Consider the following 23026-nt stretch of genomic DNA (forward strand, 5'->3'; position numbering starts at 1 on the left):
TGATTAGGCTATGAAGAAAGGGCTGCGTAACTGGCGCTTATTTTCCCTGTTTGGGATGATGGCGCTGTTGCTCGCCGGCTGCGGCAAGCCGTTTTTATCGACGCTCCAGCCTGCCGGTGAAGTGGCGGACATGCAGTATTCGCTCATGTTGTTGAGCACATCGATCATGGTGCTCGTCATTGTTGTCGTGGCGATCATCTTCGTTTACGTTGTCATCCGCTTTCGGCGGCGCCAGGGGGAAGAGAAGAAGATTCCGAAACAAGTGGAAGGAAACCACAAGCTGGAAATTATTTGGACTGTCATTCCGATCATTCTCTTGCTCATTTTGGCGGTGCCGACAGTATCGACCACGTTTAAACTGGCTGATGTCAAGGCGATGAACGACAAAAACCGCGATAAGGATACAGTTATCGTCAATGTTCGCGCCAACCAATACTGGTGGGAGTTTGAATATCCGGATTATGGCATTATCACGAGCCAAGACTTGGTCGTGCCGACGAATGAAAAAGTGTATTTCAACTTGATTGCGTCGGATGTCAAACACTCGTTCTGGATTCCGGCGGTCGGCGGCAAAATGGACACAAACACCGACAACAAAAACCAATTTTGGCTTGTTTTTGACCAAAAAGCGACCGATAAAGCCGGCGGTGTCTTTTACGGCAAATGTGCGGAGCTTTGCGGTCCATCCCATGCGCTGATGGACTTTAAAGTTCGACCATTGCCGCGCGACCAGTTTGACGCCTGGGTGAAAAAGATGCAAAACGCGAAAAAACCGGTTGTCACCGACCCGGTCGCCAAAGAAGGGGAAGCGATTTTCAACAAAAGCTGTATTGGCTGCCATGCGGTGACGCCTGTGGACAAGCGTCCGGTGCAAGCGCGCACAGCGCCGAACTTGGCGAACTTTGGCGATCGCGAACGAATCGCCGGTATTTTGGAGCATAACGAAGAAAATCTGAAAAAATGGTTGAGAGACCCGAATAGCGTGAAGCCTGGAAATAAAATGGCGGGTACATATGGCCACTTGACGGAAGAGCAAATTGATGCATTGACGAAATACTTGATGAGCTTAAAAGTGGAATAAAGCATGAAAAGGAGGTTTCACCGTGAGTACGATCGCGCGCAAAAAGGGTGTCGGCGCCGTTTTATGGGATTATTTGACAACGGTCGACCATAAAAAAATCGCCCATCTGTACTTGATTTCCGGCGGGTTTTTCTTCCTGCTCGGCGGACTTGAGGCGTTGTTCATCCGCATTCAGCTCGCCAAGCCGAACAACGATTTCCTTGTCGGCGGCTTGTATAACGAAGTGTTGACGATGCATGGAACGACGATGATTTTCTTGGCTGCCATGCCGCTTATTTTCGCCTTTATGAACGCAGTTGTGCCGCTGCAGATCGGCGCGCGCGACGTCGCGTTTCCGTTTTTGAACGCCCTTGGATTCTGGATGTTTTTCTTCGGCGGTTTGTTTTTGAACTGTTCATGGTTTTTGGGAGGCGCGCCGGACGCTGGTTGGACGTCGTATGCGTCGCTATCGCTTGACTCGAAAGCGCATCATGGCATCGACTTTTATACGCTCGGGTTGCAAATTTCCGGCTTTGGAACGATCATGGGTGCCATTAACTTTCTGGTGACGATCATCAACATGCGCGCTCCGGGCATGACGTTTATGCGCATGCCGATGTTCACATGGGCGACGTTTGTGACTTCGGCGCTCATCTTGTTTGCGTTTCCGCCGTTGACGGTTGGCTTGATTTTCATGATGATGGACCGGCTGTTTGGCGGTAACTTCTACAATCCAGCTGCCGGCGGCAATACGATCATCTGGGAGCACTTGTTCTGGGTGTTCGGCCATCCGGAAGTATACATCCTTGTCTTGCCGGCGTTCGGCATTTTCTCGGAAATTTTCGCGACGTTCTCGCGCAAACGCCTATTCGGTTATTCGTCAATGGTGTTTGCGACGGTGCTTATTGCTTTCTTAGGGTTCATGGTATGGGCGCACCACATGTTCACCGTCGGGATGGGGCCGATTGCAAACGCCATCTTTGCCGTCGCGACGATGACGATCGCCGTTCCGACAGGAGTCAAAATTTTCAACTGGCTGTTTACGATGTGGGGCGGAAGCATCAAGTTCACAACGCCGATGCATTATGCGGTCGCTTTCATCCCGTCGTTTGTCATGGGCGGGGTCACCGGCGTGATGCTGGCATCGGCGGCGGCGGACTATCAATACCATGACAGCTATTTTGTCGTTGCGCACTTCCATTATGTTATCGTCGGCGGGGTTGTGTTCGCTTTGCTCGCGGGCACACATTACTGGTGGCCGAAAATGTTTGGCCGCATGTTGAACGAAACGCTTGGCAAAATTACATTCTGGTTGTTCTTTATCGGTTTCCATTTAACGTTCTTTATTCAGCACTTCCTTGGTTTGACGGGGATGCCGCGCCGCGTGTTCACGTACTTGCCAAACCAAGGGTGGGAGACAGGAAACTTTGTCAGCACGATCGGGGCGTTCTTTATGGCCGCGGCAACGGTCATTTTGCTCATTAACGTCGTGATCACCACGGTAAAAGGGGAAAAAGTGCCGGGCGATGCGTGGGGAGACGGCCGTACGCTCGAATGGGCGATCGCTTCGCCGCCGCCGGTGTACAACTTTGCGCAAACCCCGCTTGTCCGCGGCTTGGACGCTTTCTGGCTCGAAAAAATGGAAGGCAAAAAAGAACTGACGCCAGCCGAACCGCTTGGCGACATCCATATGCCGAATTCGTCGTTTTTGCCGTTTGTCATGGCATTTGGTTTGTTTGTCGCCGCCTTCGGCTTCACGTATCATAACGATGCCGGATGGGGGTTGCCGGTTGGCATTCTCGGCCTGCTCATTACGCTCGGTTCGATGTTCTTGCGCTCGGTGATCGATGACCACGGCTTCCACATCCATAAAGAAGAAGTGCTTGAACTTGAGAAGAAGGGGGCGAACGCCTGATGCATGCAGAGGAAAAACTGACGGCCGAGACGTTTCCGGCCGCACCGGAACGCGCCACCCTTGAAGGGAAAAATAAATTTCTCGGCTTCTGGCTCTTTTTAGGCGGAGAGACGGTGCTGTTCGCCTCTCTCTTCGCCACCTATTTGGCGCTCAAAGATAAAACGAACGGCGGCCCTTCGGCGGAAGAACTGTTCCAAATGCCGGTCGTGTTCATGGCGACAATGTTGCTGCTAACAAGCAGTTTGACGAGCGTGTATGCCATTTATCATATGAAAAACTTTGATTTTAAAAAGATGCAGCTCTGGTTTGGCATTACCGTTTTGCTTGGCGCCGGCTTTTTGGGCTTGGAAATTTATGAGTTCAACGAATATGTGCATGAAGGCCATAAATTTACAGCCAGCGCTTTCGCTTCGGCGTTCTACACGCTCGTTGGCACGCACGGAAGCCACGTCGCGTTTGGATTGCTTTGGATTTTGACGCTCATGATTCGCAACGCTAAGCGTGGGTTGAATTTATACAACGCCCCGAAGTTTTACGTCGCGAGCCTTTACTGGCACTTCATTGATGTCGTCTGGGTGTTCATTTTTACCGTTGTATACTTGATGGGAATGGTGGGGTGAACGTATGGCGAACCAAACGAACTCTGGAAATGAACGCGTCGATCTGGCGTACCGCCGCCGGAAAAACGCGGAAGAGATGCGTCATCAAATGATCGCTTTTGTGTTGATGATTTTGCTGACGCTCATCGCTTTCGCCGCCGTTGGGTACGAAGAGTTTTCCCATTGGTTTGTCGTTCCGTTTATTTTGCTTTTAGCCGCCGTGCAAGTCGCTTTCCAGCTGTATTATTTCATGCACATGAGCCATAAAGGCCACGAGTTTCCGGCCATGTTTATTTACGGCGGTGTGGCGGTTATGCTTTTACTTGTTTGGGCGTTTACAACTGTGATTTGGTGGTAAAAAGCAAGGGGGATCGGGGTTTGCCGATTTCCCCTTTTTTTGCAATAACACTGTCGCCGCGCCGTGTAGTATAATGAGGAAGGACAAAGCAGGAGGGGATGTCTATGTTTCAATCGCTGCAAATGTTTGGCCCCGTTGCCCTTTGGAGTCCGTTTTTTTTGCTTGTGTTGGCGGCGGTTGCGTGGCTGTATATTGGGATAACTGGGCCATGGCGGCGGCGTTTCGGCCTCGGTGATGCCGTTTCGGGGAAGCAGAAAGCATATTTTTTGACCGGGATTGCCCTTCTTTATATATGCAAAGGGTCTCCGTTGGATTTGATGGGCCATTTGACGTTCACCGCCCATATGGTGCAAATGGCCGTGCTGTATTTGATCGTGCCGCAATGTTTTATTTTAGGCATTCCGGCGCCGCTTTATGAGCGCGCGTTTGCCATTGCAGCGGTGCGCCGCGTGTTTCGGCTGTTGACAAAGCCCATTGTGGCGTTGCTGCTGTTTAACGGCTTGTTTTCGCTTTATCACGTTCCGTTCATTTTTGACGCTGTGAAAATGAATATGTGGCTGCATGCGTTGGTTACCTCAGTTATTTTTGTTGCTGCGTTTTGCATGTGGTGGCCGCTTGTCAACAAGCTGCCCGATTGGCAAACGTTGTCCGGTTTAAAAAAAATGGGTTACATTTTCGCTGACGGCATGCTGTTGACCCCGGCTTGCGCGCTCATCATTTTTACCGATACGCCGCTTTATGCGACGTATACTGACCCAAAAGCATGGATGGCTGCCCTTGCTCTATGCGTTCCTCAAGGGACGTTGGCTTCGCTTGATTTGACTGGACCGCAAATGTTTTTATCGATGTCGCCGCTCCACGACCAGCAGCTCGGTGGAGTGTTGATGAAAATCATCCAGGAAATCGTGTACGGGACGATGCTGTTCTTCATTTTCACCGAATGGTATCGGAAGGAGCGGGAGAAAGAGCCAAGCATGGATATGGAGCCGCGGCCGACCAAACTGTAAAGTAAAGCGCGGTTGGCCGCCAAACGATGAACAAAGAAGAAAGGGAGAGAAGCGATGGCTGTTTTACCGACAATCAGCACGAGCTGCATCGTGATCAGCGCTTTGCTTGTTGCTTATGGATGGTATCTGATCAGCCGCAGGCGGATCGAAGCGCATAAAAAAGTGATGCTGACGGCAGCGGTGTTTGCGTTGCTGTTTTTCACCATTTACATGTCGCGGACGTTGTTTATCGGCAATACGAGCTTTGGCGGGCCAGAGAGCGTCAAAGTGTACTATACGCTGTTTCTTATTTTCCATATTGTTCTAGCGACGGCTGGCGCCGTATTTGGCCTTGTCACCATTTGGACGGGATTAAAAGACAAGCGGGCCCGCCATCGTCGACTCGGGCCGATCACAAGCATCATTTGGTTTGGCAGCGCCTCAACTGGGGTGGTCGTCTATTGGCTGCTTTATGTCCTCTATCCAGGGGGCCAAACGACGTCGCTCATCAAGGCGGTGCTCGGTTTTTAGGCGACGAACAAGAAACAAGGGCGACGAGGGTTGCATAGCATATATAAAGATCAAGGCGGCGGGAAGCTCCCATGCATTGCTGTCCGAAAAGCAAGCCTCCTATTTTTCTGACAGCCGATTAAAGGTCGGAGGACAAAAGAGTGCCAACGTTCATGTTCCCCGATTGAAAAGGGACATGAATGTATGCAACGGGGGGAGAAAGCAGTGAACACGTTCCGGTATCGGAAACGGAGCGCCGTGGAAGCGACGCTGTTGACCATTGTCATGATGTGTGTGCGCGACCATGCAGAGGTCGCCCTTGACGATTGTGAGGCGTTCATCACCGTTGCCCAAGGCGAGCGGTGCCGCGTTACAGTGAAGCTGTCCATTCGATATGGGGCGCCGGTGATGGCGGTTTGCCGCCGGCTGCAGCAGCACATCGCCGAGGAGATCGCCGCGATGACGCCGTATGTCGCCGAGGCGGTTGACATTGTTGTCAAGCGGCTTGTCATGCTGGAAAAAAACGCATGAGAACCGTGCTCTCATGCGTTTTTTGATCATTCTTTGATTTTTTCAAGCTCGCTTTTGACCTGCGCCAATACGTTTTGGCATTGGCTGACAAGAGAGGACGGAAAATGTTCATCATCGCCGTATTCGACACCGTGTGGATAGTAATGTTTCCCTAAAATCGGCGTGAGCAGCTTAATGAGTGCATAGCGTGAATCGACGTTTCCCTCAATGGCGTATCCTTGAACGCGCAAATAGTAGGTGCCCTCTTTCACGACGTATTTCCGGTCGTATGTGACCCGCTCATAATCCCATTGTGCCGCGCGCACAAAGCCGAGGCGCTCCATAATGTCATCAAGGCGGGACAGTTCGACCGTCTGATTTTCTAGTCCAGTATTTTCAAACTTCATCCTTCTTCCTCCTAACAACACAGTATGTAAAAGCGCCAACTAGGAAAACATCCCCTCATTTATAATAGTACGAAAACGATTGGCTTTTCAACGAATTGTTTGCCATTGTTTCTGTTTCGCCCGCATTTTTTTATGTTATCCGGTGCACAATACGGGTAGAAAGGAGAGACGAAGGATGCAAACGGTACGGGACGTGATGTCCGCAGATGTGCAATATTGCACCCCTCTTGACAATCTCTACGAAGTGGCGGTAAAAATGCGTGATTTCAACATCGGGGCGATTCCGATTGTCGATGACGGTCGTCTTGTCGGAATGATTACCGACCGCGATATCGTCGTGCGCGGCATGGCTGAAAAACGTCCCGGTTCGACTGCCGTGACGGAAGTAATGAGCCGCGATCTCGTCACGCTTTCTCCGAACGATTCGGTGCAAAAGGCAGCAGAAATGATGGCACGTCACCAAATTCGCCGTCTCCCGGTTGTAGAAAATGGGCGTTTGGTCGGCATCGTTTCGCTTGGCGATTTGGCGACGAACCGCTATTCTGATGAACGCGCGGGTCGTGCGTTAAGCGAGATTTCCGAACAAGACGCCATCCATTGACAAACACAATGGACACAGCTTCTTTCAAGGAGGAGCGCTCTTTTTGGGCGGCCTCTTTTTTTTGTCTCTAAAAAACAGCTATAATGGCAATAAGGAGATTGGGCAGAAAGCGAGAGTTGCCGTGTGAAATGGTTTTTCCTTTTTTTGTTTTTCTTGATTGGATTGTATTATTTTGTGCCAAGCTCGCCACCCCCGAGCCCCCCGGAGCAGCCAGAGACGAATAGATACATGTTGAAAGAGCCGAAGGCGACGGTCGGCATGGTTGCATTGATCGGGCAATCGGCGCAAGAGGCGAAAAAACGGCTTGGGGCTCCAAACCGAATCGACCCGTCAGCTTACGGATATGACTGGTGGGTGTACAGCCGTCGGCCCGAGTCATACGTGCAGATTGGCATCTTGCGCGGCCGCGTTGTCACCGCCCTTGTCGGCGGAGAGAAGGTGAACGTTGAACCATTTGCGGTCGGCCAGCGGCTGCAAACGATTTTCCAGACGATGCCGGTGCTATCGAACATTGAGATTAAGCTAGGCAGTGGGACATACCGATTTGAGCTGTCTGAACAAGATTACTCGTCAAGGCCGGTTGTCAAAGTCGGCAGCGTCTACGCTCAGCTGTATGTTGACCGCTTTACTGGCGAGGTGGCGGCTATCCGCTTGATGGATGCGGAAACGTTCGTCAAGTTGCGGCCGTACGAGCTCGTTTACCGCGGCAGCCTGCCAGCGGCCGCGCCGCTTTCGGAAGAAAAGCAACAAGCTGTGAATGCAGCCAACGCGAAGCAAATTTTTGACTGGACGAATTTGATCCGCCGGCGCCACGGGCTTTCCTCTCTCATGTGGGATGACAAGGCCGCCGCCGCTGCCGAAAAACATAGCCGAGATATGCATGATCACCGGTTTTTCTCCCACGAATCGCCGCAGTATGGCGATTTATCGAAGCGGCTTGGCGCGCTTCACATTCCGTTCCGGCTTGCTGGGGAAAATATCGCCGCCCATCAAGTCGATGGCGTCGAGGCGACCATCGGATGGCTGAACAGCCAAAACCATCGGAAAATTATGTTGAACGAAGAGTTCACCCGCTTGGGCGTTGGCGTCTACGCTGATTACTATACGCAAAACTTCTTTACGCCGCTCTAAAAATTGGGCGCACCTCTGCGTGCTGGATGCGATATGATATGGCAGATAGGCATGAGTGGACGAAAGGGATGAGAACCGCCATGGTCAAGCCTCTGCATCCTTCCGTTGAACAGTTTAAACAGTTTGTGAAAAAACATCCAAAAATCATCCAAGAGGTGCGCAGTGGCAAAAAGACGTGGAAACAAGTGTATGAGGATTGGTATTTGTTCGGGGAAGACGATGATATATGGAAGCCGTATCGGGAAACAAACGGTGCGACAAAAGAGGAAGAAAAAGGAACGAACAAATGGCTCGATAAGCTCGCGGCCATGCTTGGACAGATCGATGCATCCGATGTGCAAAAACATTTGGCGAACGTCCAGCAGGCGATCGCGGCGATCCAAAGCATTCTTTCTGAATTTCAAGGGGCTGGTCAGGAACAAAGAAACAAAGAAGCGCATCCGTTTTCGTTCCGCAAAGATTAAAGGGTGGTGGCGATGAGGAAAGATGTATGGCAATATGTGCAAGGAACACCGATGTTGCGCGCGTTTTTGCGCGAACAGCCGCGCTGGTACCGGCTCCTTGCCCGCCGTCCGCATGAACTGTCGGCGTTCCAATTGGCCGCCTTGCGCCACTATGAGCTAACGATCCCTGATAAAGTAGGAAAAATATCCCAATCATTGCAAATGGCGTCGCTTATGTGGCAAATGTTTAAAGCCATGCGTGACTAATCGGGCGGCCAATGGCAAAGACTAGTTTCGAAAGGGAGTGATGTCTTTGCCAAAGTGGTTCGCATGGTTTGCGGGCGTCATATTGCTTGCGGCGTATGCCTTCTTTGAGACGGCGCCGTCGCCCTCCGTTCATGCCGAAGCGGTGGGCGGTGCGCTTCAGGTGAAGCATGAAGTGAAAGGAAGTGACGTACTCATTGAGTGTGTTGCCGTCCACTTTCCTTTCCGCAAAGGGAGCGGCGGTGGACACATTAATGTCTATGTCAACGGGCAAAAAATGACGGAAGTATACACGGCTGCCTTTATCGTGCGCGGTTTGCCGAGCGGGAAACATACTATCCGTCTTGAGCTCGTCTACAATGATGGGAAAGCAACCGGCATGACGCACGAATTTGACGTCGCCATCCAATAGAGATGACGACGATCGTTGAAAAGATGAACAGGGCGATTCAGCACAGCCTGGATCGCCTTTTTTGTCTGTCTCTTTCCTTCCCATTTTCTTTTCATTCATGGTATGATGGATAATGGAGGTGCCATTTGGTGAAGATTGGGACTCTCGAGCGCATCGAGATTTTAGATAAAGCAGAAGCGTTGGCCAAAATGATTGTCGAGTCGGACGTGGCGGACGAATACCGCCGCGCCTTTTGGCGGCTGAAGCAAGACTCCCGCGCCCAGCAGCTCATTGCTCGCTTTGTCAAACTGAAGGAGCGCTACGAAGAAGTGCAGCGCTTCGGGAAATACCATCCTGATTACCGCGACGTGATGAAAGAAGTGCGCGAAGCGAAGCGGGAGCTCGATTTGCATGAGACGGTCGCCGCCTTTAAGGAGGCGGAGAAGGCAATGCAAGAGTTGCTTGATGAGATCAGCGTGCTGATCGGCAAAGCGGTATCGGAACATGTGAAAGTACCGACCGGAAATCCATACTTTTTGTCGGCGGGTTGTTCCGGTGGCTGCGGGGCGGGCGGAAGCTGCGGCTGCCGCACATAAAAAAAGGGGAAGGGACTATGTTTCCAAAACGGCAAGGGATTATCGTCTGGCTTCATTCGCTGAAATATGGGAAACAGTTGCGCAAGTTCGGCAACATTCATTACATTTCCAAACGGCTGAAATATGCGGTTCTGTATTGTGATATGGAGCAAGTCGACCATGTAATGAAAAAGCTCGCCTCGCTTCCATTCGTCAAGCGGGTCGAGCCGTCGTACCGCCCATTTTTAAAACTGGAATTTGAATCGAAAGGGGAGAAGGAAAAAGACTCCCCCTATCCGCTTGGATGAAAGAAAACAGCGGGTCGAAAAACAGCCAGCACCGGCTTTTCGGCCCGCTGTTTCTTTGTTTACTGAAGCGGCGGGATGAAGCGATTCATCCGCATAATGCCGATCAAATGATGGTAATATAAGTCGAGTTCGGCGAACATCGTCGATGGCTTAACATCAAGGTGAATGACGTCCATGCCCAGCTCTTTTGCCGTTTCCATAAACAGTTCGTACCGTTTGTTCGGCTTGACGGACGGATCGGGAATGCCTTCACGGCAAATGTAAAGCGGTTGGAAATCACCGGGGTCCGTCGGATGAAGGACAACGACCAAAGAGACGACCGCATGGCCTTTTTTCACCGTATGGAAGGCAAAGAAGCCGGATAAACGGTGGCGGTTGGCCTTCGCCAATTCAATCAGCTCGTATATATCGGAATATCCTTCGCCAAGTTCGATGAATCGTTGGATCATGAACAGCTCCCCCTTGCTGTTTTTTGTCCTCATCGCCCCGATGCCTCTAGGCATATCGATCAGGAGCGAATCCGACCGCAAGAATGCTTTGCGGTGTTCGCTGGGACGACGAGGGTGGAGTTTTTGAAGAACGTTTGACATTGCCCAAGCCTCGTCCACCCTTAACTTTACCGGCCATCCTCACGAATTGCAATAAAAAAACCTTGCGGCAATGAACCCGCAAGGTCCTTTCCAGTTCCTTGCCTCCGCGCACAGCGAAACAAGGATCGGAAAGAATAAAGAAAAGGGAGAGGAGAAACCGGAGGAAGAACTTATGGGGAAACGTAAGTCTTCTCCGTCACTGGCAACAACGCATCCAGCGTGTTGCCATTACTCATTATGGACCGTTTGCCGATTTCTATACATGAATCGCGAAAAAAATCCTTAGTTTGACGATCATCAACTTTATGGTAAGATTACCATGAAAACAACGAATCAAAGGGATGACAGAGACACCTTGAAACAGTGAATTGGGTGAAAGCGATGAGAGTCATTTCCGGAACATGCAAAGGACGGCGTCTGCAAGCGGTTCCAGGGATGTCGACGCGGCCGACGACCGATAAAGTCAAAGAGGCGATATTTAATATGATCGGGCCATATTTCTCAGGCGGCAACGGTCTTGATTTGTTTGCTGGCAGCGGCGGCTTGGGCATCGAGGCGCTCAGCCGTGGAATCGAGCGCGTCATTTTCGTCGATCATGACAGGAAAGCAGTGCAGACGATCCGAAAAAACGTGGCGGCCTGCGGGCTTGAGAAGCGGGCGGAAATTTACTGCAACGACGCTGAGCGGGCGCTGAAGGCGGTAGCGAAGCGCGGCCTCCGCTTTGCAGTTATTTTCCTTGATCCGCCGTATAAAGAGCAACAGTGGCCGACGTTGCTGTCGTCGATCGCCGAGCGTCAGTTGTTGGAGCCGCACGGCGTCGTCGTCGCTGAACACTCGGCGGAGGCGCAGCTGCCGGAAAAGGTGGGCGGCCTGACGGGATGGAAGCGGGAAACATACGGCATCACTGGTGTGACGATTTATAGATGGGAAGGGGATGGAAGCCATGGCGAGCATTGCGGTTTGCCCGGGGAGCTTTGACCCTGTGACGTACGGGCATTTGGATATTATTAAGCGGGGAGCGAAAGTGTTTGATCAAGTGTATGTGGCGGTGTTGAACAACTCGTCGAAAAAGCCGCTGTTTACTGTCGAAGAGCGGATCGAGCTGCTCCGTGAGGTGACGCAGACGCTTCCGAACGTCCATGTCGAAGCGTTTCACGGCCTGCTTGTTGATTATGCCCGCAGCAAAAAAGCGAATGCCATTTTGCGCGGCTTGCGCGCTGTGTCCGATTTCGAATACGAAATGCAAATTACGTCGATGAACCGCGTCCTCGATGAAAACATTGAAACGTTTTTTATGATGACGAACAGCCAGTATGCGTTTTTAAGCTCGAGCATCGTCAAAGAAGTGGCGAAATACAACGGCGATATTTCTGAGCTGGTGCCCCCGGTTGTGGAGCAGGCGCTGAAGCGGAAATTTGCGTCCACAGCGGCTGATTGACGCTTCCTTATGGAAGCCGCTTGAGCGGACGTTGCAGTCGGCGCCGGCCCAGTTTTGCTGTCAAGGGCGGTTCATGGCCGGGGAGACGCAAATCGCCCCGCGATGGCTATATAGACTTCCATGACGAAACATTTTCGTCACCATCGGAAGGATGAAAATGTCCTTATGTTGAATGCTGGAACTCTACGCATTTTGGAATTCGGGTATTTTCAGGATAGATGCCATTTGGAGCTTTCACATTCGTGGCTTTTACCGAGCGTTGGATCGATTGTCGAGCGACCGAACAACGCCGCTTTCCGCCCCATATACGGGTCTGTGAAGCGGGCGGTTGTTCGATCCCCCGTCACGCTTTGGCGTGACGGGGCAAGCCACAGGCTTGTTCCTCGACATTCGAGAAATGAATCAGCGACTTTTTCGTCAAGGATAGGGTAAACCTCTTCGTTGCATCTATATATAGGCGTATATATAGGCGCTGGCTGCCAAGAAGCTGGGTGCTCAAACGGCCTATGGACGCCCGCGCGATTCACTGGCCGCCTTGATGACGAGCCATATATACAGGCAAAGGAACAGCAGCGTCAGGAGTGGCCCATATTGTTGCAGCAGCCGCCAGCCTTCATTCCAAGCGTTTCCCGGGGCGGCGTGAAGAAACGCCGGAATGTTGGTTGGCACCCCGCCAGCTGTTTTGATGTACAACGGTTTCCAAAGCAAGTATGTAAAGGAAGCGGCAAACACTCCGTGCAGCAAGCGCGCGATGAAAAACGGCTGAAAGCGGATGTTCGCTTCGGCAAGAATGCTGGCGACTTGCGCTTGGACGGAAAAGCCGCCGAAAGCGAGGATGAAGCTTGTGGCCACTGCTTTTTCCATCAGCATCGCCTCATCGGTCTGACTGATCATTTGGCTGCCGAGTGTAATTTCAAACAAGCCGGAAAACACAGGGATGTCAAGCTGCTCCGGCAGCTGGGCAAGGCGGAGCAGATGGCGCAACAATGGGGCAAGCTGTTCGGTCAAATGCATCATATACAGAAGTTTATTCATAACCGAAAAGAGAATAATAAAACCGCCGATCATTAACAGTGTTTGGACAGAAGAGCGCACGGCGTCGCCAAGAAGTTTGCCAAGCGGCTGTTCGTTTTTCAGTCGCGTGCGATGCAGGGTGCGCAGTGCATACGGGAGTGAAAATGAGCGTGGCTGCCGCTTCGATTGCTCCTGCTCTTTTCGGATGCCGTGAAAGCGCATGATCAGCCCAACGCTAATGTTTCCTAAATAGTGGGAAACGGCCAGCACAAGGCCGAGTTGCGGGTTGTTGAAAAATCCCGCTGACACGGCCCCAAAAATAAAAAGTGGGTTGGACGAATTGGTGAACGATGAGAGCCGTTCGGCTTCAATTGTCGTCAGCTGTTTTTCCTGATACAGGCGGGCAGTCAGCTTGGCTCCAGATGGGTAGCCGGACGCCATTCCCATGGCCCAGGCGAATCCGCCGACGCCTGGGACGCGAAACAACGGACGCATGAACGGCTCGAGCAAGACGCCGAGGAAGCTGACGACTCCGAAGCTGATGAGCAGCTCCGAGACGATGAAAAATGGCAAAAGCGATGGAAAGACGACCTCCCACCACATATTTAAACCACGAATGGACGCTTCAAGCGACTGTTTTGGATAGCAAATGAGCGAAAACGCAAACAAGGTGGCGGCGGAAGCGAGCAATACGGTTTTCCATTTCGCTCCCCAATTTTGTTTCACTTTTTTCCCCCCTTTTTTGCCGCGCGGCTTCGCGTGGTACAACCTCATATACCCTAATATACGAGTATAGGGGGGCGTTTTAGACCATAAGATGAAAGCGGATAGCGCTGCGACAAAGGGGGGAGGAGGCGTGCCGCCAAAAGTCGGATTGGCGCTCGGGTCGGGAGGAGCGCGCGGGTTCGCCCATCTTGGGGTATTGAAGGTGCTCGAGGAGGAGCATATTCCAATTTCCTATTTGGCCGGCAGCAGCATCGGTGCGCTCGTCGCCGTCCTTTACGCAAGCGGCCATGGCCTCCATCGTCTCTATCGGTTGGCTCAATCGTTTCGACGCAACGATTTTCTTGACTGGACGGTGCCGAAAATGGGGCTGATCGCTGGCGAGCGCATCACGCAGTTTATTCGTTTGTTGACGAAAGGGAAACGAATCGAGGAGATGTCCCCGCCCGTGGCTGTTGTCGCCGCTGATTTGCAGACGGGGGAGAAAGTCGTGTTTCGACAAGGGGAAGCAGCCCAGGCGGTGCGGGCAAGCATCTCGATTCCTGGCATTTTTGTGCCGGCGGAAGTGAATGGTAGGCTGCTTGTCGACGGCGGGGTCGTCGACCGTGTGCCGGTGTCGGTCGTCCGGGCGATGGGAGCGGATATTGTCATTGCCGTCGATGTCTCTCCGCTCAACACGAAGGCGGAAATTGCGTCGATCGTCGATGTCATTTGGCAGAGTCTCGATATTTTGCAAGCGGAACTGGTCGCTCACCGTCAGGTCGCCTCAGATGTTATGATCCGGCCGCGAGTCGAACAGTATAGCTCGCGGGCGTTCACGGAGATTGAGGAAATCATCGCTCGCGGGGAAGAGGAAGCGCGGAGGCAAGTGGGAGCGATCCGTCAAGCGATCGAACAGTGGAAGGAGCCATCACACGAATGAAGAAACGGACGTATATTGCCCTGTTTTTCTTTGGCGCCGCCCTCACCTTTTTGCTCATTTTTATGAAGCTGCCGTATTACGTGACGATGCCGGGAAGCGCGCAAAGTTTAAAGCCGCTCGTTCACGTGGAAAACGGCGACCGCGATCAGGGAACGTTTATGCTTACGACGGTGCGGATGGGGCGGGCGAACGTGGTGTCGTATTTGCTCGCCCATATCCGTCCGTTTTATGAGCTGCATCCGGTCGAGGAAATCAAGCAGGAAGGGGAGAGCGACAAGGAATATACGATGCGTCAGCTTGAGCTCATGGAACAGGCGAAGGAAGCGGCGATTATCGTCGCTTATCGCCACGCCGGAAAACCGGTGTCGTATGAACCTCATGGTGTTTATGTCATGAGCGTCCTCCCTGATATGCCGGCCGCCGGCCGTCTAGAGACCGGCGACCGCATTGTTGCCTTGGACGGAAAGCCGCTCGGCACATCGGAGCAAATGGTCGACTATATTCGAGGGAAAAAGGCGGGCGACCGCGTCCGCGTTGCGTTCATCCGCGGCGGGAAACGACAGGAGACGGAGATTTCATTGAAGCCGTTTCCGCAGCATCCGAATCAAGTCGGCCTTGGGGTCATGCCGATGACGGATTATGACGTCCATACCGATCCGCCCATCAAGGTCGATTCCGAACAAATCGGCGGACCGTCGGCTGGGCTCATGTTTTCTTTGGAAATTTACAATCAACTCGTTCCCGAAGATATTGCCAAAGGCCATAAAATTGCCGGCACCGGAACGATTGATCTTGACGGAAACGTCGGCCCGATCGGCGGCATTTCGCAAAAAGTCGTGGCGGCTGACCGCGAAGGAGCTGAGGTGTTTTTTGCGCCGAACGAACATGGTGCGCCGACGTCGAACTATCGCGAGGCGGTGCGGACGGCGAAAAAAATCGGGACGCATATGAAAATCGTCCCGGTCGATACGTTTGACGAGGCGGTTCGTTATTTGCGCTCGATGCCGGAAACGTAAATGGGCGCCGTGGCGTATTCTTCTTTCAGCACGGCGCTGTAGAGCGGCTCCGGAAAAGCGGCGGCGTACACAGCTGCCGCTCTTTTTTCTTGCTCATAAAGAGGGTCGCCGTTGAGTTTGGACGCTCTAGCGACGAGTGGGAGCGCGGCGCTTTTTTTCACCTGATTTAAGTAGCGGCGGCCGGTTTCACTCATGCCGAGCAGCCGGATATAGGTCGGGTTGGCCGCTTTGGCCTGCTCCTCCTTTGTGAAATTCGTCAACACATGTGCGCATAGGCGTTGCAGCCTTGTCCAGGTGTATCGCTTCGTTTTGACAGCGGCGATGAAGGCGGCAAACGTTTCGGCGTGGGGGATGTGTTGCTTCAGCCGGTGTTCAATCCCTTCCTCCACGCCGGCGATGCGGCGCAAGTCGGCCTCTGTGGCGGTCAACAGCCGATATTTTAGGAGCGGAAAATACACTTCCCAATCGTGAAAGCGCCCGTATGTCTCCCGGTATTGGCGGAGTTGTTCGAGCGCAGCGGGCGGAACGTATGCCGCGATCGACTCAAGCTGTCCGGTTTGTCGCAATGTTTTTCGCAGGCTGGTGGCGCTCGCAATCGACGGGTGGGAAAATGATTCGTCATGATAGCCGGCGGCCAGCCGCGGAATCGTGCGCGGCATAATCGCCAGCTTGTTTTGCCAAATGGCTTTCACATACGCAAAACCAAGCACGTTGTTTGGCTGCGACAAATCAAGCGGAGCGGCGTCGAACTTTTGCCACGCTTCAGCGGCGGCTTTCGGAAAGCTTTGTCCGCGCGCCAGCCCGGTGCGGATGAGGGAATCGAACGTTTCCTTCTGTTCAAGCCACGTTTCCACCGCGGATAAAAAAGCGGAAATTTCCCCCGATTCGCTGCCAAAGCAAAGCTCTTGGCAGCCGATCGCTGCAAGCAGCTGCACCGCCCCATGTGCGAACTGTTCAGCCGCTTGCACAGCGAAGACGTACGGCAGCTCGATGATCACATCCACGCCGGCGGCAAGCGCCATTTTCGCCCGCGCCCATTTGGAGACGATGGCCGGCTCACCGCGCTGCAAGAAGTTTCCGCTCATGACGGCGATCAAACAGTCCGCTCCTGTCTTTCGCCTCGTTTCGTTCAAATGGTGGAAATGACCGTTGTGAAACGGGTTGTATTCCACAATCACGCCGACGACTTTCACTTTTTTTGCTCCTTTCATGACGATTCGCGCGGCTTGGCCGCAATGAAATGGCTCTCTATTCTATCTGAACTTAGTATGGAGTATACGACGGTGAAGATCAACGGCAACATGCGGGGAGGACATCAAAAAAACGAAGCGGTCGACCGTTTTCCGCTGTCCGCGCGCCGACCGTGCATGCTGGGAGTGGCATTTGGAAATGATGGGAGTATGCCGTTCTTTTCCCAAGGAGTGAGTGGTTGTAAAGAAAAAACATTGACAAAACTAGAAACGAAACGTATAATTTTATTCGTTGCCTTGAGGTGATCATATGAAATGGACGGTCCAACAGCTTCGCCGTTTTCAACATAAGGAAATGGCGATTGATGAGACAGTCGATGTGTCCGATTTAAAACAAATTGACACGTTGATCCGCGATATTTCGCCGGTGCATGTCCGAGGAAAAGCGGATGTCGGATCGACAAAATTCACGTTTCATTTGACGTTGTCCGGAACGATGGTGTTGCCTTGTTCGCGGACGCTTGTCGATGTGACGTATCCGTTTTCCATTCAGACGACGGAGACGTTTTTTGCGGATGGTAGCGGCATTGTGAAGACCGATGAGGACACCCATATGGTGGCGGGGGACACGATTGATTTGAATCCCATCATCCGCGAGTTGATTTTGCTTGAAATTCCGTTGCAGCTTATCGCTGAAGGACCGGTTGCCGGCGGAGCGCCGCAACATGGCGAAGGATGGGACGTTCTGTCGGAAGAAGAATGGGAGAAAGCGATGCAAGAGCGGGAAAAGAAAGTAGATCCTCGCCTTGCAGGGCTGGCCAAGTTTTTCGAGGAAAAACGAGACGAATGATCGTGAGTCGGCGTTGCCGGTCGATGGCGCAAATATTGCGCACCGTCCGGCAGCCGCCTTGTGTGCCGGCGGACGGCGGCCTCGGGGCTGATTGATCCACCGGCATGGATATGCTCAATGCGCCCGACAAGGAGGTGGGAATGATGGCAGTACCTTTTAGAAGAACATCGAAAACGAGAAAACGGCTGCGCCGTACGCACTTTAAACTGCAAGTGCCAGGCATGGTGCAATGCCCGAACTGCGGTGAATGGAAATTGGCGCACCGCGTCTGCAAAGCATGCGGAACATACAAAGGAAGAGATGTCGTCAACAAATAATGGCCGACATCGAACGACAGGCTGTCCGAAAACAGGACAGCCTTTTTGATTGTCTGCAAACACGAGTGTTGATGATCCATTATTTTACTAAAAAACAGAGAATCATATGGCTGAACACAAGTGTTTCTGCCTCTTTCCTCGAACAAGAACACCGGCGGGAAAATGGCGTTTGCCCATAAAGCGTTCTTGTTCGAGGAGGGCATGCCGTCATATGCCCAGCCGGCAGGCGGACGCTTGCCGACCACAGCAGAAAAGCTGAGAAGCAGAGCCTTCCCAACTGGTTTTTATTGGCTCATCTACACGTTTGGTCTGCAAAAAATCAACGCCATTCGTCCAGGCGGCAGTTTTTTTCGTCGTGAGGCAGGAAATTGAAGAGCCCGCGCCCAATTCATTGATGAAGAAAGGAGAGACGCGCTGATGGAAGCAAGGTTGGAGCATCATGACGGCATTGCGCTGTTTACAATTTGCCGTCCAGAGAAACGGAATGCGATCAATTTTGCCGTGATGGAGGCGCTTGAGGAGGCGATGGAACAGGCGGCGACTGATCCACAAGTGAAAGTGTTCGCCATTACTGGCTCTGGCAACGAAGCGTTTTGTTCCGGCGGCGATTTGAGCGAGTTTGGGCATTTGCGCGGCACGGAGGCAAGACAGATGCTCATGCGCATGGGAGAGCTGCTGTACAGGCTGCTGACGTTTCCGAAGCCGACGGCCGCCCTTGTCAATGGAACGGCGATGGGGGGCGGCTGCGAGTTGGCGACTGCTTGCGATTTTCGCTTTGCCAAAGAAGGAAGCCGGATCGGATTTGTACAAGGCCGACTTGGCATTACGACCGGCTGGGGAGGAGCGTCGATGCTGTTTGCCAAACTTCCGTACGGGCGGGCGCTTGACTTATTGTTGCGTGCCGAGCCCATGACGGCGGAGGCGATGGAAGCGTGCGGTTGGGTTGACGCTATCCTACCAGCCGAACATTGGCGGGAACAATGGCGCGAACGGCTGGCGTCATATGCAGAGCGGCCGCTTTCCGTCTTGCAGGCATATAAGGCCACAGCCGGCGAAAAATGGCGAACCGCTTGGTTTCGCGAGCAGTTTTTCGCCGAGATCGCCCGTTGCGCCGAGCTGTGGGGGTCGGCCGAACATGAACAGGCATTGCGTCTTTTTTTGCGTAAGAAGTAATTTTTCCTTCTACCGTTTCTACTAGCCGCATACATATAATGACAAAGCGGCGATAAGGGGGGAAGGGGATGACGGGGGTGCGTCAAGACGCATGGACGAAAGAAGAGGATGAGTTGTTAGCGAATGTCGTGCTTCAGTATATTCGCGAAGGCGGCACCCAGCTGGAGGCGTTTGCTGAAGTCGGGCGGCGCTTGTCGCGGACAGCCGCGGCGTGTGGATTTCGCTGGAATTCGTGCGTTCGCAAGCAGTACAAGGAGGAGATCGAGCAAGCCAAGCAAGAACGGAAGATGCGAAAAAAAGAAAACGCATCCGCAAAGGAAAGCGAGGGGCAGACGAAGGTGGAAACGGCAGTCAAAAGCCATTTGTCATGGACGGAAGTGCTGGCCTTTTTGCAAGCTGAGGAGCAAAAGGCGCGTGACGCCCGACGGACGGCCGATGAAAACCGCGCGCTCAAAAACGATATGGAGCAGCTGCAGCAAATGGTGACGAAATTGCAAATGGAAAAAGAAGCGTTGCAAAAACAACTGGCTGCCATCCAGGAGGAGTATAAAACGCTGCTTTCCATTATGGAGCGGGCGCGCAAAATGGTGACAGACAGCGGGAAACCAGCGGCGAATGCAGTGGCTGAAGGCGCCGACGGAGGGTAAGGGCTGGCTTTTCGCCGGCTTTTTTTCTTAACGGAAGAAGAAGATCTCTGCTAAAATAAGGCTAACGCCATGTTGCAAGAAAGCGGGGGAGAAGGGGTGAACATCGGGATTGTCGGCGGCGGAGCAGTCGGATTGCTGCTCGCCGCTTATCTTGGGCGGCGCCATGAGGTGACGGTCTATACGAGACGTCCGTCCCAAGCAAGGCAGCTTGCCGAGCATGGAGTGGCGCTGAAAAAAGAGGGCGAAACCTCGGTCGTGGCGGTGCGCGCGCAGCCGTTTGCCGGGGCGGAGCTGGACGAGCGGCTCGTGTTTGTGACCGTCAAACAGTACGATCTCGCTTCCGTCTGTGCGCAAATCGACGCGTTTCGCCGCGTTCGTACGCTCGTTTTTTTGCAAAACGGCATGGGGCATCTCGAGCAGTTGACGGTGTTTGCTGACAAAAATGTTCTCGTCGGCGTCGTGGAGCATGGCGCCATGAGGCTGGATGATCGGACGGTGGCGCATACGGGCGTCGGAAATCTGACGCTTGCTTCCCGCTATGGTTCACTTGGCGACGCTCGGGAGCTTCGGGAAGGGGAGCGCGGCTTTCCGATTGAATGGGCGGACGATTGGGAGCGCATTCTTGTGGACAAGCTTGTCGTCAACGCCGTCATCAATCCGCTCACCGCTCTATTGCAAGTGAAAAACGGGGCGTTGCTAGAGACGGCTTCGTACCGCGATATGATGAGGCAACTGTTTGATGAGGTGCAGCACGTGCTGCCGCTTAAAGACGCCAATCGGGCGTGGGAGCGCGTCGTCCGCATATGCCAAAAAACAGCAGACAACTATTCGTCGATGTATATGGACTTAGCGAACGGGCGCCGGACGGAGATTGACGCCATTTTGGGCTATGTGTTGAAACAAGGGGAGGCGCGCGGCGTTGCGCTGCCGGTCGTCCGCTTTGTCTTTTCCGCGGTGAAAGGGAAGGAAGGGGGAGAGGCGGATGGGTGATTGGCTCGCTTCGATGCTGGCGACGTTTGTGACCGCGCCGCTTCTGCTGTTTTTGCTCGTCTACTTCGGAGCACGCTTGGTCAGCAGGCGGAAGCGGGCAGCGTTTTACGCCGCGGTCAACGCCGCGACTGCCTTTTTCATTGCTGCTGTCTATTTTTTGCTCGCCGTGTTGTTTGGAAAATCGTACTTCGTTCCTCTTCTTCTCTTTTTGTTTGGTCTGCACGCGGCGATCGCGCTTGGCTATTGGCGGACAAAAGCGGACTTTCGTTTGCGGACGGTGTTCCGCGTCTTTTGGCGGGCGAGTTTTCTCATTTTTGCCTCCCTTTACGCCGGGCTGCTTGTATACGGCATGGCCATGCGCGTTGCTATGAGCCTTTAGAGCGGCCGAGCAAGCCTTTTTTCTCTCGGGGCCAAACGTGCTATACTCATGAAAGAATACATAGGAAAGGGAGTTTTCGCCATGGACGTTCGCGAGATTCCGCTGCCGGCGGCAACGAAGCTGGCGGCTGATTACATAGCCGGCGTGTTTCCCATCGAGAGTGGTTTTGCCTATGCCTGGACGGATGATGAGGCGTTTTGCCGGCGGTTGTCGCATTTGCAAAGAAGAACGTATGATCGGCGCGGGCTGGCCGACTACTTGCACGCCTACCACCGCCGCTTTTTTGCGAGTCCAGCCACGATGGCCAATATCGACAAGCTGCGCGATGAGCGAAGCGTCGTCATTGTCGGCGGGCAGCAAGCCGGGCTGTTGACTGGGCCGCTGTATACGATTTATAAGATCATCACCATCATCCAGCTTGCCAAAGAGCAGGAGCGGAAACTGGGTGTGCCGGTCGTGCCGCTGTTTTGGATCGCCGGCGAAGATCATGACATCGCGGAAATCGATCATGTCTATGTCATTGAGGAAGGAGAAGTAAAAAAAGCAGCGTACCCACATAAAACGAATGAGAAGCGGATGGCTGCCGATGTACCGCTGGATTGGATGGCTGCGAAAGAGTGGATCGAGCGCGTCGTCAAAACGTATGGGGAAACGGATGTGACGAATGAGCTGCTCTCCTTTTTGTCATCGTGTCTTGATGAGGGGCGCACGTTTGTCGACTTTTTTGCCGCCATTGTGCTTCGGTTGTTCGCTGATCACGGCCTAGTTGTGTTGAACGCTGGCGATGCGGCGGTGCGGCCGCTTGAGCGCCGCTTTTTCGCTGCGCTCATTGAACGCCATCGCGACGTGACGGCTGCGGTGCTCGCTCAGCAAGAGGCGCTGCGCGTGCTCGGATATGCGCCGCTGATTGAAATCGGGTCCGATGCGGCCAACTTGTTTTATTACGACGGCCGTGAACGTTCGCTTTTGCAGTATGATGAGGAGCGCGGCCTGTTTCGCAATAAAGCGGGAACTCTCGTTTGGACAAGAGAAGAGCTGCTTGAGCTTGCCGAAACGAATCCGGCCTGTTTCAGCAACAATGTCGTCACCCGCCCGCTCATGCAAGAGTATTTGTTGCCGACGCTCGCTTTCGTTGCCGGCCCTGGGGAGATTGCTTATTGGGCGGAATTGAAAGAGGCGTTTCCGCTTTTCGGCCTAGAAATGCCGCCGGTCGTGCCGCGCCTGCAGGCGACGATCGTCAGCCGTTCGCTGCAAACCGACCTATCCGATATCGGACTTGAGGTGGCTGACGTACTGAACGGGCGGCTTGATGAAGCCAAGCGGAAGTGGCGGGAGACGACCACCCAAGCGCCTCTTGCTTCGGCGTTTTCCAAAGCGAAGGCGGACATTGACGCGGCCCACCGTCCGCTCCGTGAGCTTGGGGTGGCGATCGACCGCGGATTGGAGAGATTGGTGGCGAAAAATGCCGCCATCATTCAGGCGCAAATCGAGTTTCTTCAGCACGCATTTGAGCGGTCGCTGTTGCGCAAACATGAGACGGAATGGCGGAAATTTTGGCGCATCGAGACGTCGCTTCGGCCGAACGGCGCGCTCCAGGAGCGAGTTTGGAACGTGTTTTATTACATCAACCGCTACGGATTTGATTTTGTAGAAAAACTTTTGGCTATTCGCAGTCCTAGCAACGGAATGCATAAAATTGTATATATGTGAGGCTTTTTC

Annotated in this window: 30 protein-coding genes; 26 read left to right on the forward strand and 4 right to left on the reverse strand. The window is 53.2% G+C overall.

Annotated elements, in window-relative coordinates; genetic code table 11:
* Positions 1–10: 10 nt before the first annotated feature.
* From coxB to ETC05_RS00940, 7 genes are all read left to right on the forward strand, one after another.
* The gene (coxB, locus tag ETC05_RS00910; RefSeq protein WP_031410563.1) at positions 11–1081 is read left to right on the forward strand and encodes a cytochrome c oxidase subunit II; all 1071 of its coding nucleotides are present in this window, start codon (positions 11–13) and stop codon (positions 1079–1081) included.
* A 22-nt stretch (positions 1082–1103) separates the two neighbouring features.
* Positions 1104–2975: a cytochrome c oxidase subunit I gene (ctaD, locus tag ETC05_RS00915; RefSeq protein ID WP_031410562.1), complete on the forward strand. Its 1872-nt coding sequence runs from the start codon at positions 1104–1106 to the stop codon at positions 2973–2975.
* On the forward strand, positions 2975–3595 hold the full coding sequence (gene ctaE / locus ETC05_RS00920; protein ID WP_031410561.1) for a cytochrome c oxidase subunit III: 621 nt from the start codon (positions 2975–2977) through the stop codon (positions 3593–3595). The genes ctaD and ctaE overlap by 1 nt, the downstream gene beginning before the upstream one ends.
* Before the next feature lie 4 nt (positions 3596–3599).
* Positions 3600–3932: a cytochrome c oxidase subunit IVB gene (gene ctaF, locus ETC05_RS00925; RefSeq protein ID WP_013145877.1), complete on the forward strand. Its 333-nt coding sequence runs from the start codon at positions 3600–3602 to the stop codon at positions 3930–3932.
* A gap of 104 nt (positions 3933–4036) precedes the next feature.
* Positions 4037–4939 (forward strand): cytochrome c oxidase assembly factor CtaG, encoded by a 903-nt coding sequence (ctaG, locus tag ETC05_RS00930; RefSeq protein WP_031410560.1) that lies wholly within the window; start codon positions 4037–4039, stop codon positions 4937–4939.
* 54 nt (positions 4940–4993) lie between these two features.
* Positions 4994–5449 carry a DUF420 domain-containing protein gene (locus ETC05_RS00935; protein ID WP_031410559.1) on the forward strand — a complete coding sequence of 152 codons (456 nt, stop codon included), beginning with the start codon at positions 4994–4996 and terminating at the stop codon, positions 5447–5449.
* Positions 5450–5653: 204 nt separating this feature from the next.
* Positions 5654–5959 carry an Asp23/Gls24 family envelope stress response protein gene (locus tag ETC05_RS00940; protein WP_031410558.1) on the forward strand — a complete coding sequence of 102 codons (306 nt, stop codon included), beginning with the start codon at positions 5654–5656 and terminating at the stop codon, positions 5957–5959.
* A 26-nt stretch (positions 5960–5985) separates the two neighbouring features.
* Here the strand turns inward: ETC05_RS00940 and ETC05_RS00945 are convergent, their stop codons facing one another.
* Complete coding sequence (locus tag ETC05_RS00945; protein ID WP_011230589.1) at positions 5986–6345, reverse strand: YugN family protein; 360 nt, start codon at positions 6343–6345, stop codon at positions 5986–5988.
* Positions 6346–6520: 175 nt separating this feature from the next.
* Here ETC05_RS00945 and ETC05_RS00950 point away from each other — a divergent pair, with 175 nt between their 5' ends.
* The 7 genes from ETC05_RS00950 (at position 6521) to ETC05_RS00980 (ending at position 10058) form a co-directional block, all read left to right on the forward strand.
* Positions 6521–6946, forward strand: coding sequence for a CBS domain-containing protein (locus ETC05_RS00950; protein ID WP_031410557.1), 426 nt, complete (start codon positions 6521–6523; stop codon positions 6944–6946).
* Between the two features lie 123 nt (positions 6947–7069).
* On the forward strand, positions 7070–8077 hold the full coding sequence (locus tag ETC05_RS00955) for a CAP domain-containing protein (protein ID WP_171660179.1): 1008 nt from the start codon (positions 7070–7072) through the stop codon (positions 8075–8077).
* Positions 8078–8157: 80 nt separating this feature from the next.
* Positions 8158–8541, forward strand: coding sequence for a YlbD family protein (locus ETC05_RS00960; protein WP_031410555.1), 384 nt, complete (start codon positions 8158–8160; stop codon positions 8539–8541).
* A 12-nt stretch (positions 8542–8553) separates the two neighbouring features.
* Positions 8554–8787, forward strand: coding sequence for a YlbE-like family protein (locus tag ETC05_RS00965; RefSeq protein ID WP_031410554.1), 234 nt, complete (start codon positions 8554–8556; stop codon positions 8785–8787).
* Between the two features lie 40 nt (positions 8788–8827).
* A complete protein-coding gene (locus tag ETC05_RS00970; protein WP_031410553.1) occupies positions 8828–9196 on the forward strand; it encodes a hypothetical protein in 369 nt (122 codons plus the stop codon).
* Between the two features lie 128 nt (positions 9197–9324).
* A complete protein-coding gene (locus tag ETC05_RS00975; RefSeq protein ID WP_171660180.1) occupies positions 9325–9771 on the forward strand; it encodes a YlbF/YmcA family competence regulator in 447 nt (148 codons plus the stop codon).
* Between the two features lie 17 nt (positions 9772–9788).
* Complete coding sequence (locus ETC05_RS00980; protein ID WP_011230596.1) at positions 9789–10058, forward strand: YlbG family protein; 270 nt, start codon at positions 9789–9791, stop codon at positions 10056–10058.
* A 59-nt stretch (positions 10059–10117) separates the two neighbouring features.
* Here ETC05_RS00980 and ETC05_RS00985 read toward each other — a convergent pair whose 3' ends face one another.
* Positions 10118–10507 carry a DUF7147 family protein gene (locus ETC05_RS00985; RefSeq protein WP_031410551.1) on the reverse strand — a complete coding sequence of 130 codons (390 nt, stop codon included), beginning with the start codon at positions 10505–10507 and terminating at the stop codon, positions 10118–10120.
* A 522-nt stretch (positions 10508–11029) separates the two neighbouring features.
* Here ETC05_RS00985 and rsmD point away from each other — a divergent pair.
* Together rsmD and coaD are read left to right on the forward strand one after the other, a co-directional pair.
* Positions 11030–11626, forward strand: coding sequence for a 16S rRNA (guanine(966)-N(2))-methyltransferase RsmD (gene rsmD / locus ETC05_RS00990; protein WP_171660181.1), 597 nt, complete (start codon positions 11030–11032; stop codon positions 11624–11626).
* The gene (gene coaD, locus ETC05_RS00995; protein ID WP_031410549.1) at positions 11592–12086 is read left to right on the forward strand and encodes a pantetheine-phosphate adenylyltransferase; all 495 of its coding nucleotides are present in this window, start codon (positions 11592–11594) and stop codon (positions 12084–12086) included. The genes rsmD and coaD overlap by 35 nt, the downstream gene beginning before the upstream one ends.
* Positions 12087–12590: 504 nt before the next feature.
* Here the strand turns inward: coaD and ylbJ are convergent.
* On the reverse strand, positions 12591–13826 hold the full coding sequence (gene ylbJ, locus ETC05_RS01000; protein WP_031410548.1) for a sporulation integral membrane protein YlbJ: 1236 nt from the start codon (positions 13824–13826) through the stop codon (positions 12591–12593).
* A 130-nt stretch (positions 13827–13956) separates the two neighbouring features.
* Between ylbJ and ETC05_RS01005 the strand changes: the two genes are divergently transcribed.
* Together ETC05_RS01005 and ETC05_RS01010 are read left to right on the forward strand one after the other, a co-directional pair.
* Positions 13957–14745, forward strand: a complete 789-nt coding sequence (locus ETC05_RS01005) for a patatin-like phospholipase family protein (RefSeq protein WP_031410547.1) — start codon at positions 13957–13959, stop codon at positions 14743–14745.
* Positions 14742–15761, forward strand: a complete 1020-nt coding sequence (locus tag ETC05_RS01010) for a SepM family pheromone-processing serine protease (protein ID WP_031410546.1) — start codon at positions 14742–14744, stop codon at positions 15759–15761. The genes ETC05_RS01005 and ETC05_RS01010 overlap by 4 nt, the downstream gene beginning before the upstream one ends.
* Here ETC05_RS01010 and ETC05_RS01015 read toward each other — a convergent pair.
* Positions 15734–16954 (reverse strand): nucleotidyltransferase, encoded by a 1221-nt coding sequence (locus ETC05_RS01015; protein WP_031410545.1) that lies wholly within the window; start codon positions 16952–16954, stop codon positions 15734–15736. The two genes, ETC05_RS01010 and ETC05_RS01015, sit on opposite strands and share 28 nt — an antisense overlap.
* 307 nt (positions 16955–17261) lie before the next feature.
* On the opposite strand from ETC05_RS01015, the gene ETC05_RS01020 reads away from it, so the two are divergent.
* The 8 genes from ETC05_RS01020 (at position 17262) to bshC (ending at position 23017) form a co-directional block, all read left to right on the forward strand.
* Positions 17262–17801, forward strand: a complete 540-nt coding sequence (locus ETC05_RS01020; RefSeq protein WP_031410544.1) for a YceD family protein — start codon at positions 17262–17264, stop codon at positions 17799–17801.
* Positions 17802–17944: 143 nt separating this feature from the next.
* The gene (rpmF, locus tag ETC05_RS01025; protein WP_011230605.1) at positions 17945–18118 is read left to right on the forward strand and encodes a 50S ribosomal protein L32; all 174 of its coding nucleotides are present in this window, start codon (positions 17945–17947) and stop codon (positions 18116–18118) included.
* Positions 18119–18319: 201 nt separating this feature from the next.
* Positions 18320–18490: a hypothetical protein gene (locus ETC05_RS01030; protein ID WP_171660093.1), complete on the forward strand. Its 171-nt coding sequence runs from the start codon at positions 18320–18322 to the stop codon at positions 18488–18490.
* Between the two features lie 45 nt (positions 18491–18535).
* The gene (locus tag ETC05_RS01035; RefSeq protein WP_171660182.1) at positions 18536–19291 is read left to right on the forward strand and encodes an enoyl-CoA hydratase/isomerase family protein; all 756 of its coding nucleotides are present in this window, start codon (positions 18536–18538) and stop codon (positions 19289–19291) included.
* 68 nt (positions 19292–19359) lie between these two features.
* A complete protein-coding gene (locus tag ETC05_RS01040; RefSeq protein WP_031410541.1) occupies positions 19360–19938 on the forward strand; it encodes an RsfA family transcriptional regulator in 579 nt (192 codons plus the stop codon).
* 69 nt (positions 19939–20007) lie between these two features.
* Positions 20008–20928 carry a 2-dehydropantoate 2-reductase gene (locus tag ETC05_RS01045; RefSeq protein WP_171660183.1) on the forward strand — a complete coding sequence of 307 codons (921 nt, stop codon included), beginning with the start codon at positions 20008–20010 and terminating at the stop codon, positions 20926–20928.
* On the forward strand, positions 20921–21307 hold the full coding sequence (locus ETC05_RS01050) for a DUF3397 domain-containing protein (RefSeq protein WP_031410539.1): 387 nt from the start codon (positions 20921–20923) through the stop codon (positions 21305–21307). The genes ETC05_RS01045 and ETC05_RS01050 overlap by 8 nt, the downstream gene beginning before the upstream one ends.
* Before the next feature lie 81 nt (positions 21308–21388).
* Positions 21389–23017: a bacillithiol biosynthesis cysteine-adding enzyme BshC gene (bshC, locus tag ETC05_RS01055; RefSeq protein ID WP_171660184.1), complete on the forward strand. Its 1629-nt coding sequence runs from the start codon at positions 21389–21391 to the stop codon at positions 23015–23017.
* Positions 23018–23026 lie beyond the last annotated feature (9 nt).

It is taken from the genome of Geobacillus sp. BMUD (assembly GCF_013096845.1).
GTDB lineage: Bacteria > Bacillota > Bacilli > Bacillales > Anoxybacillaceae > Geobacillus > Geobacillus vulcani.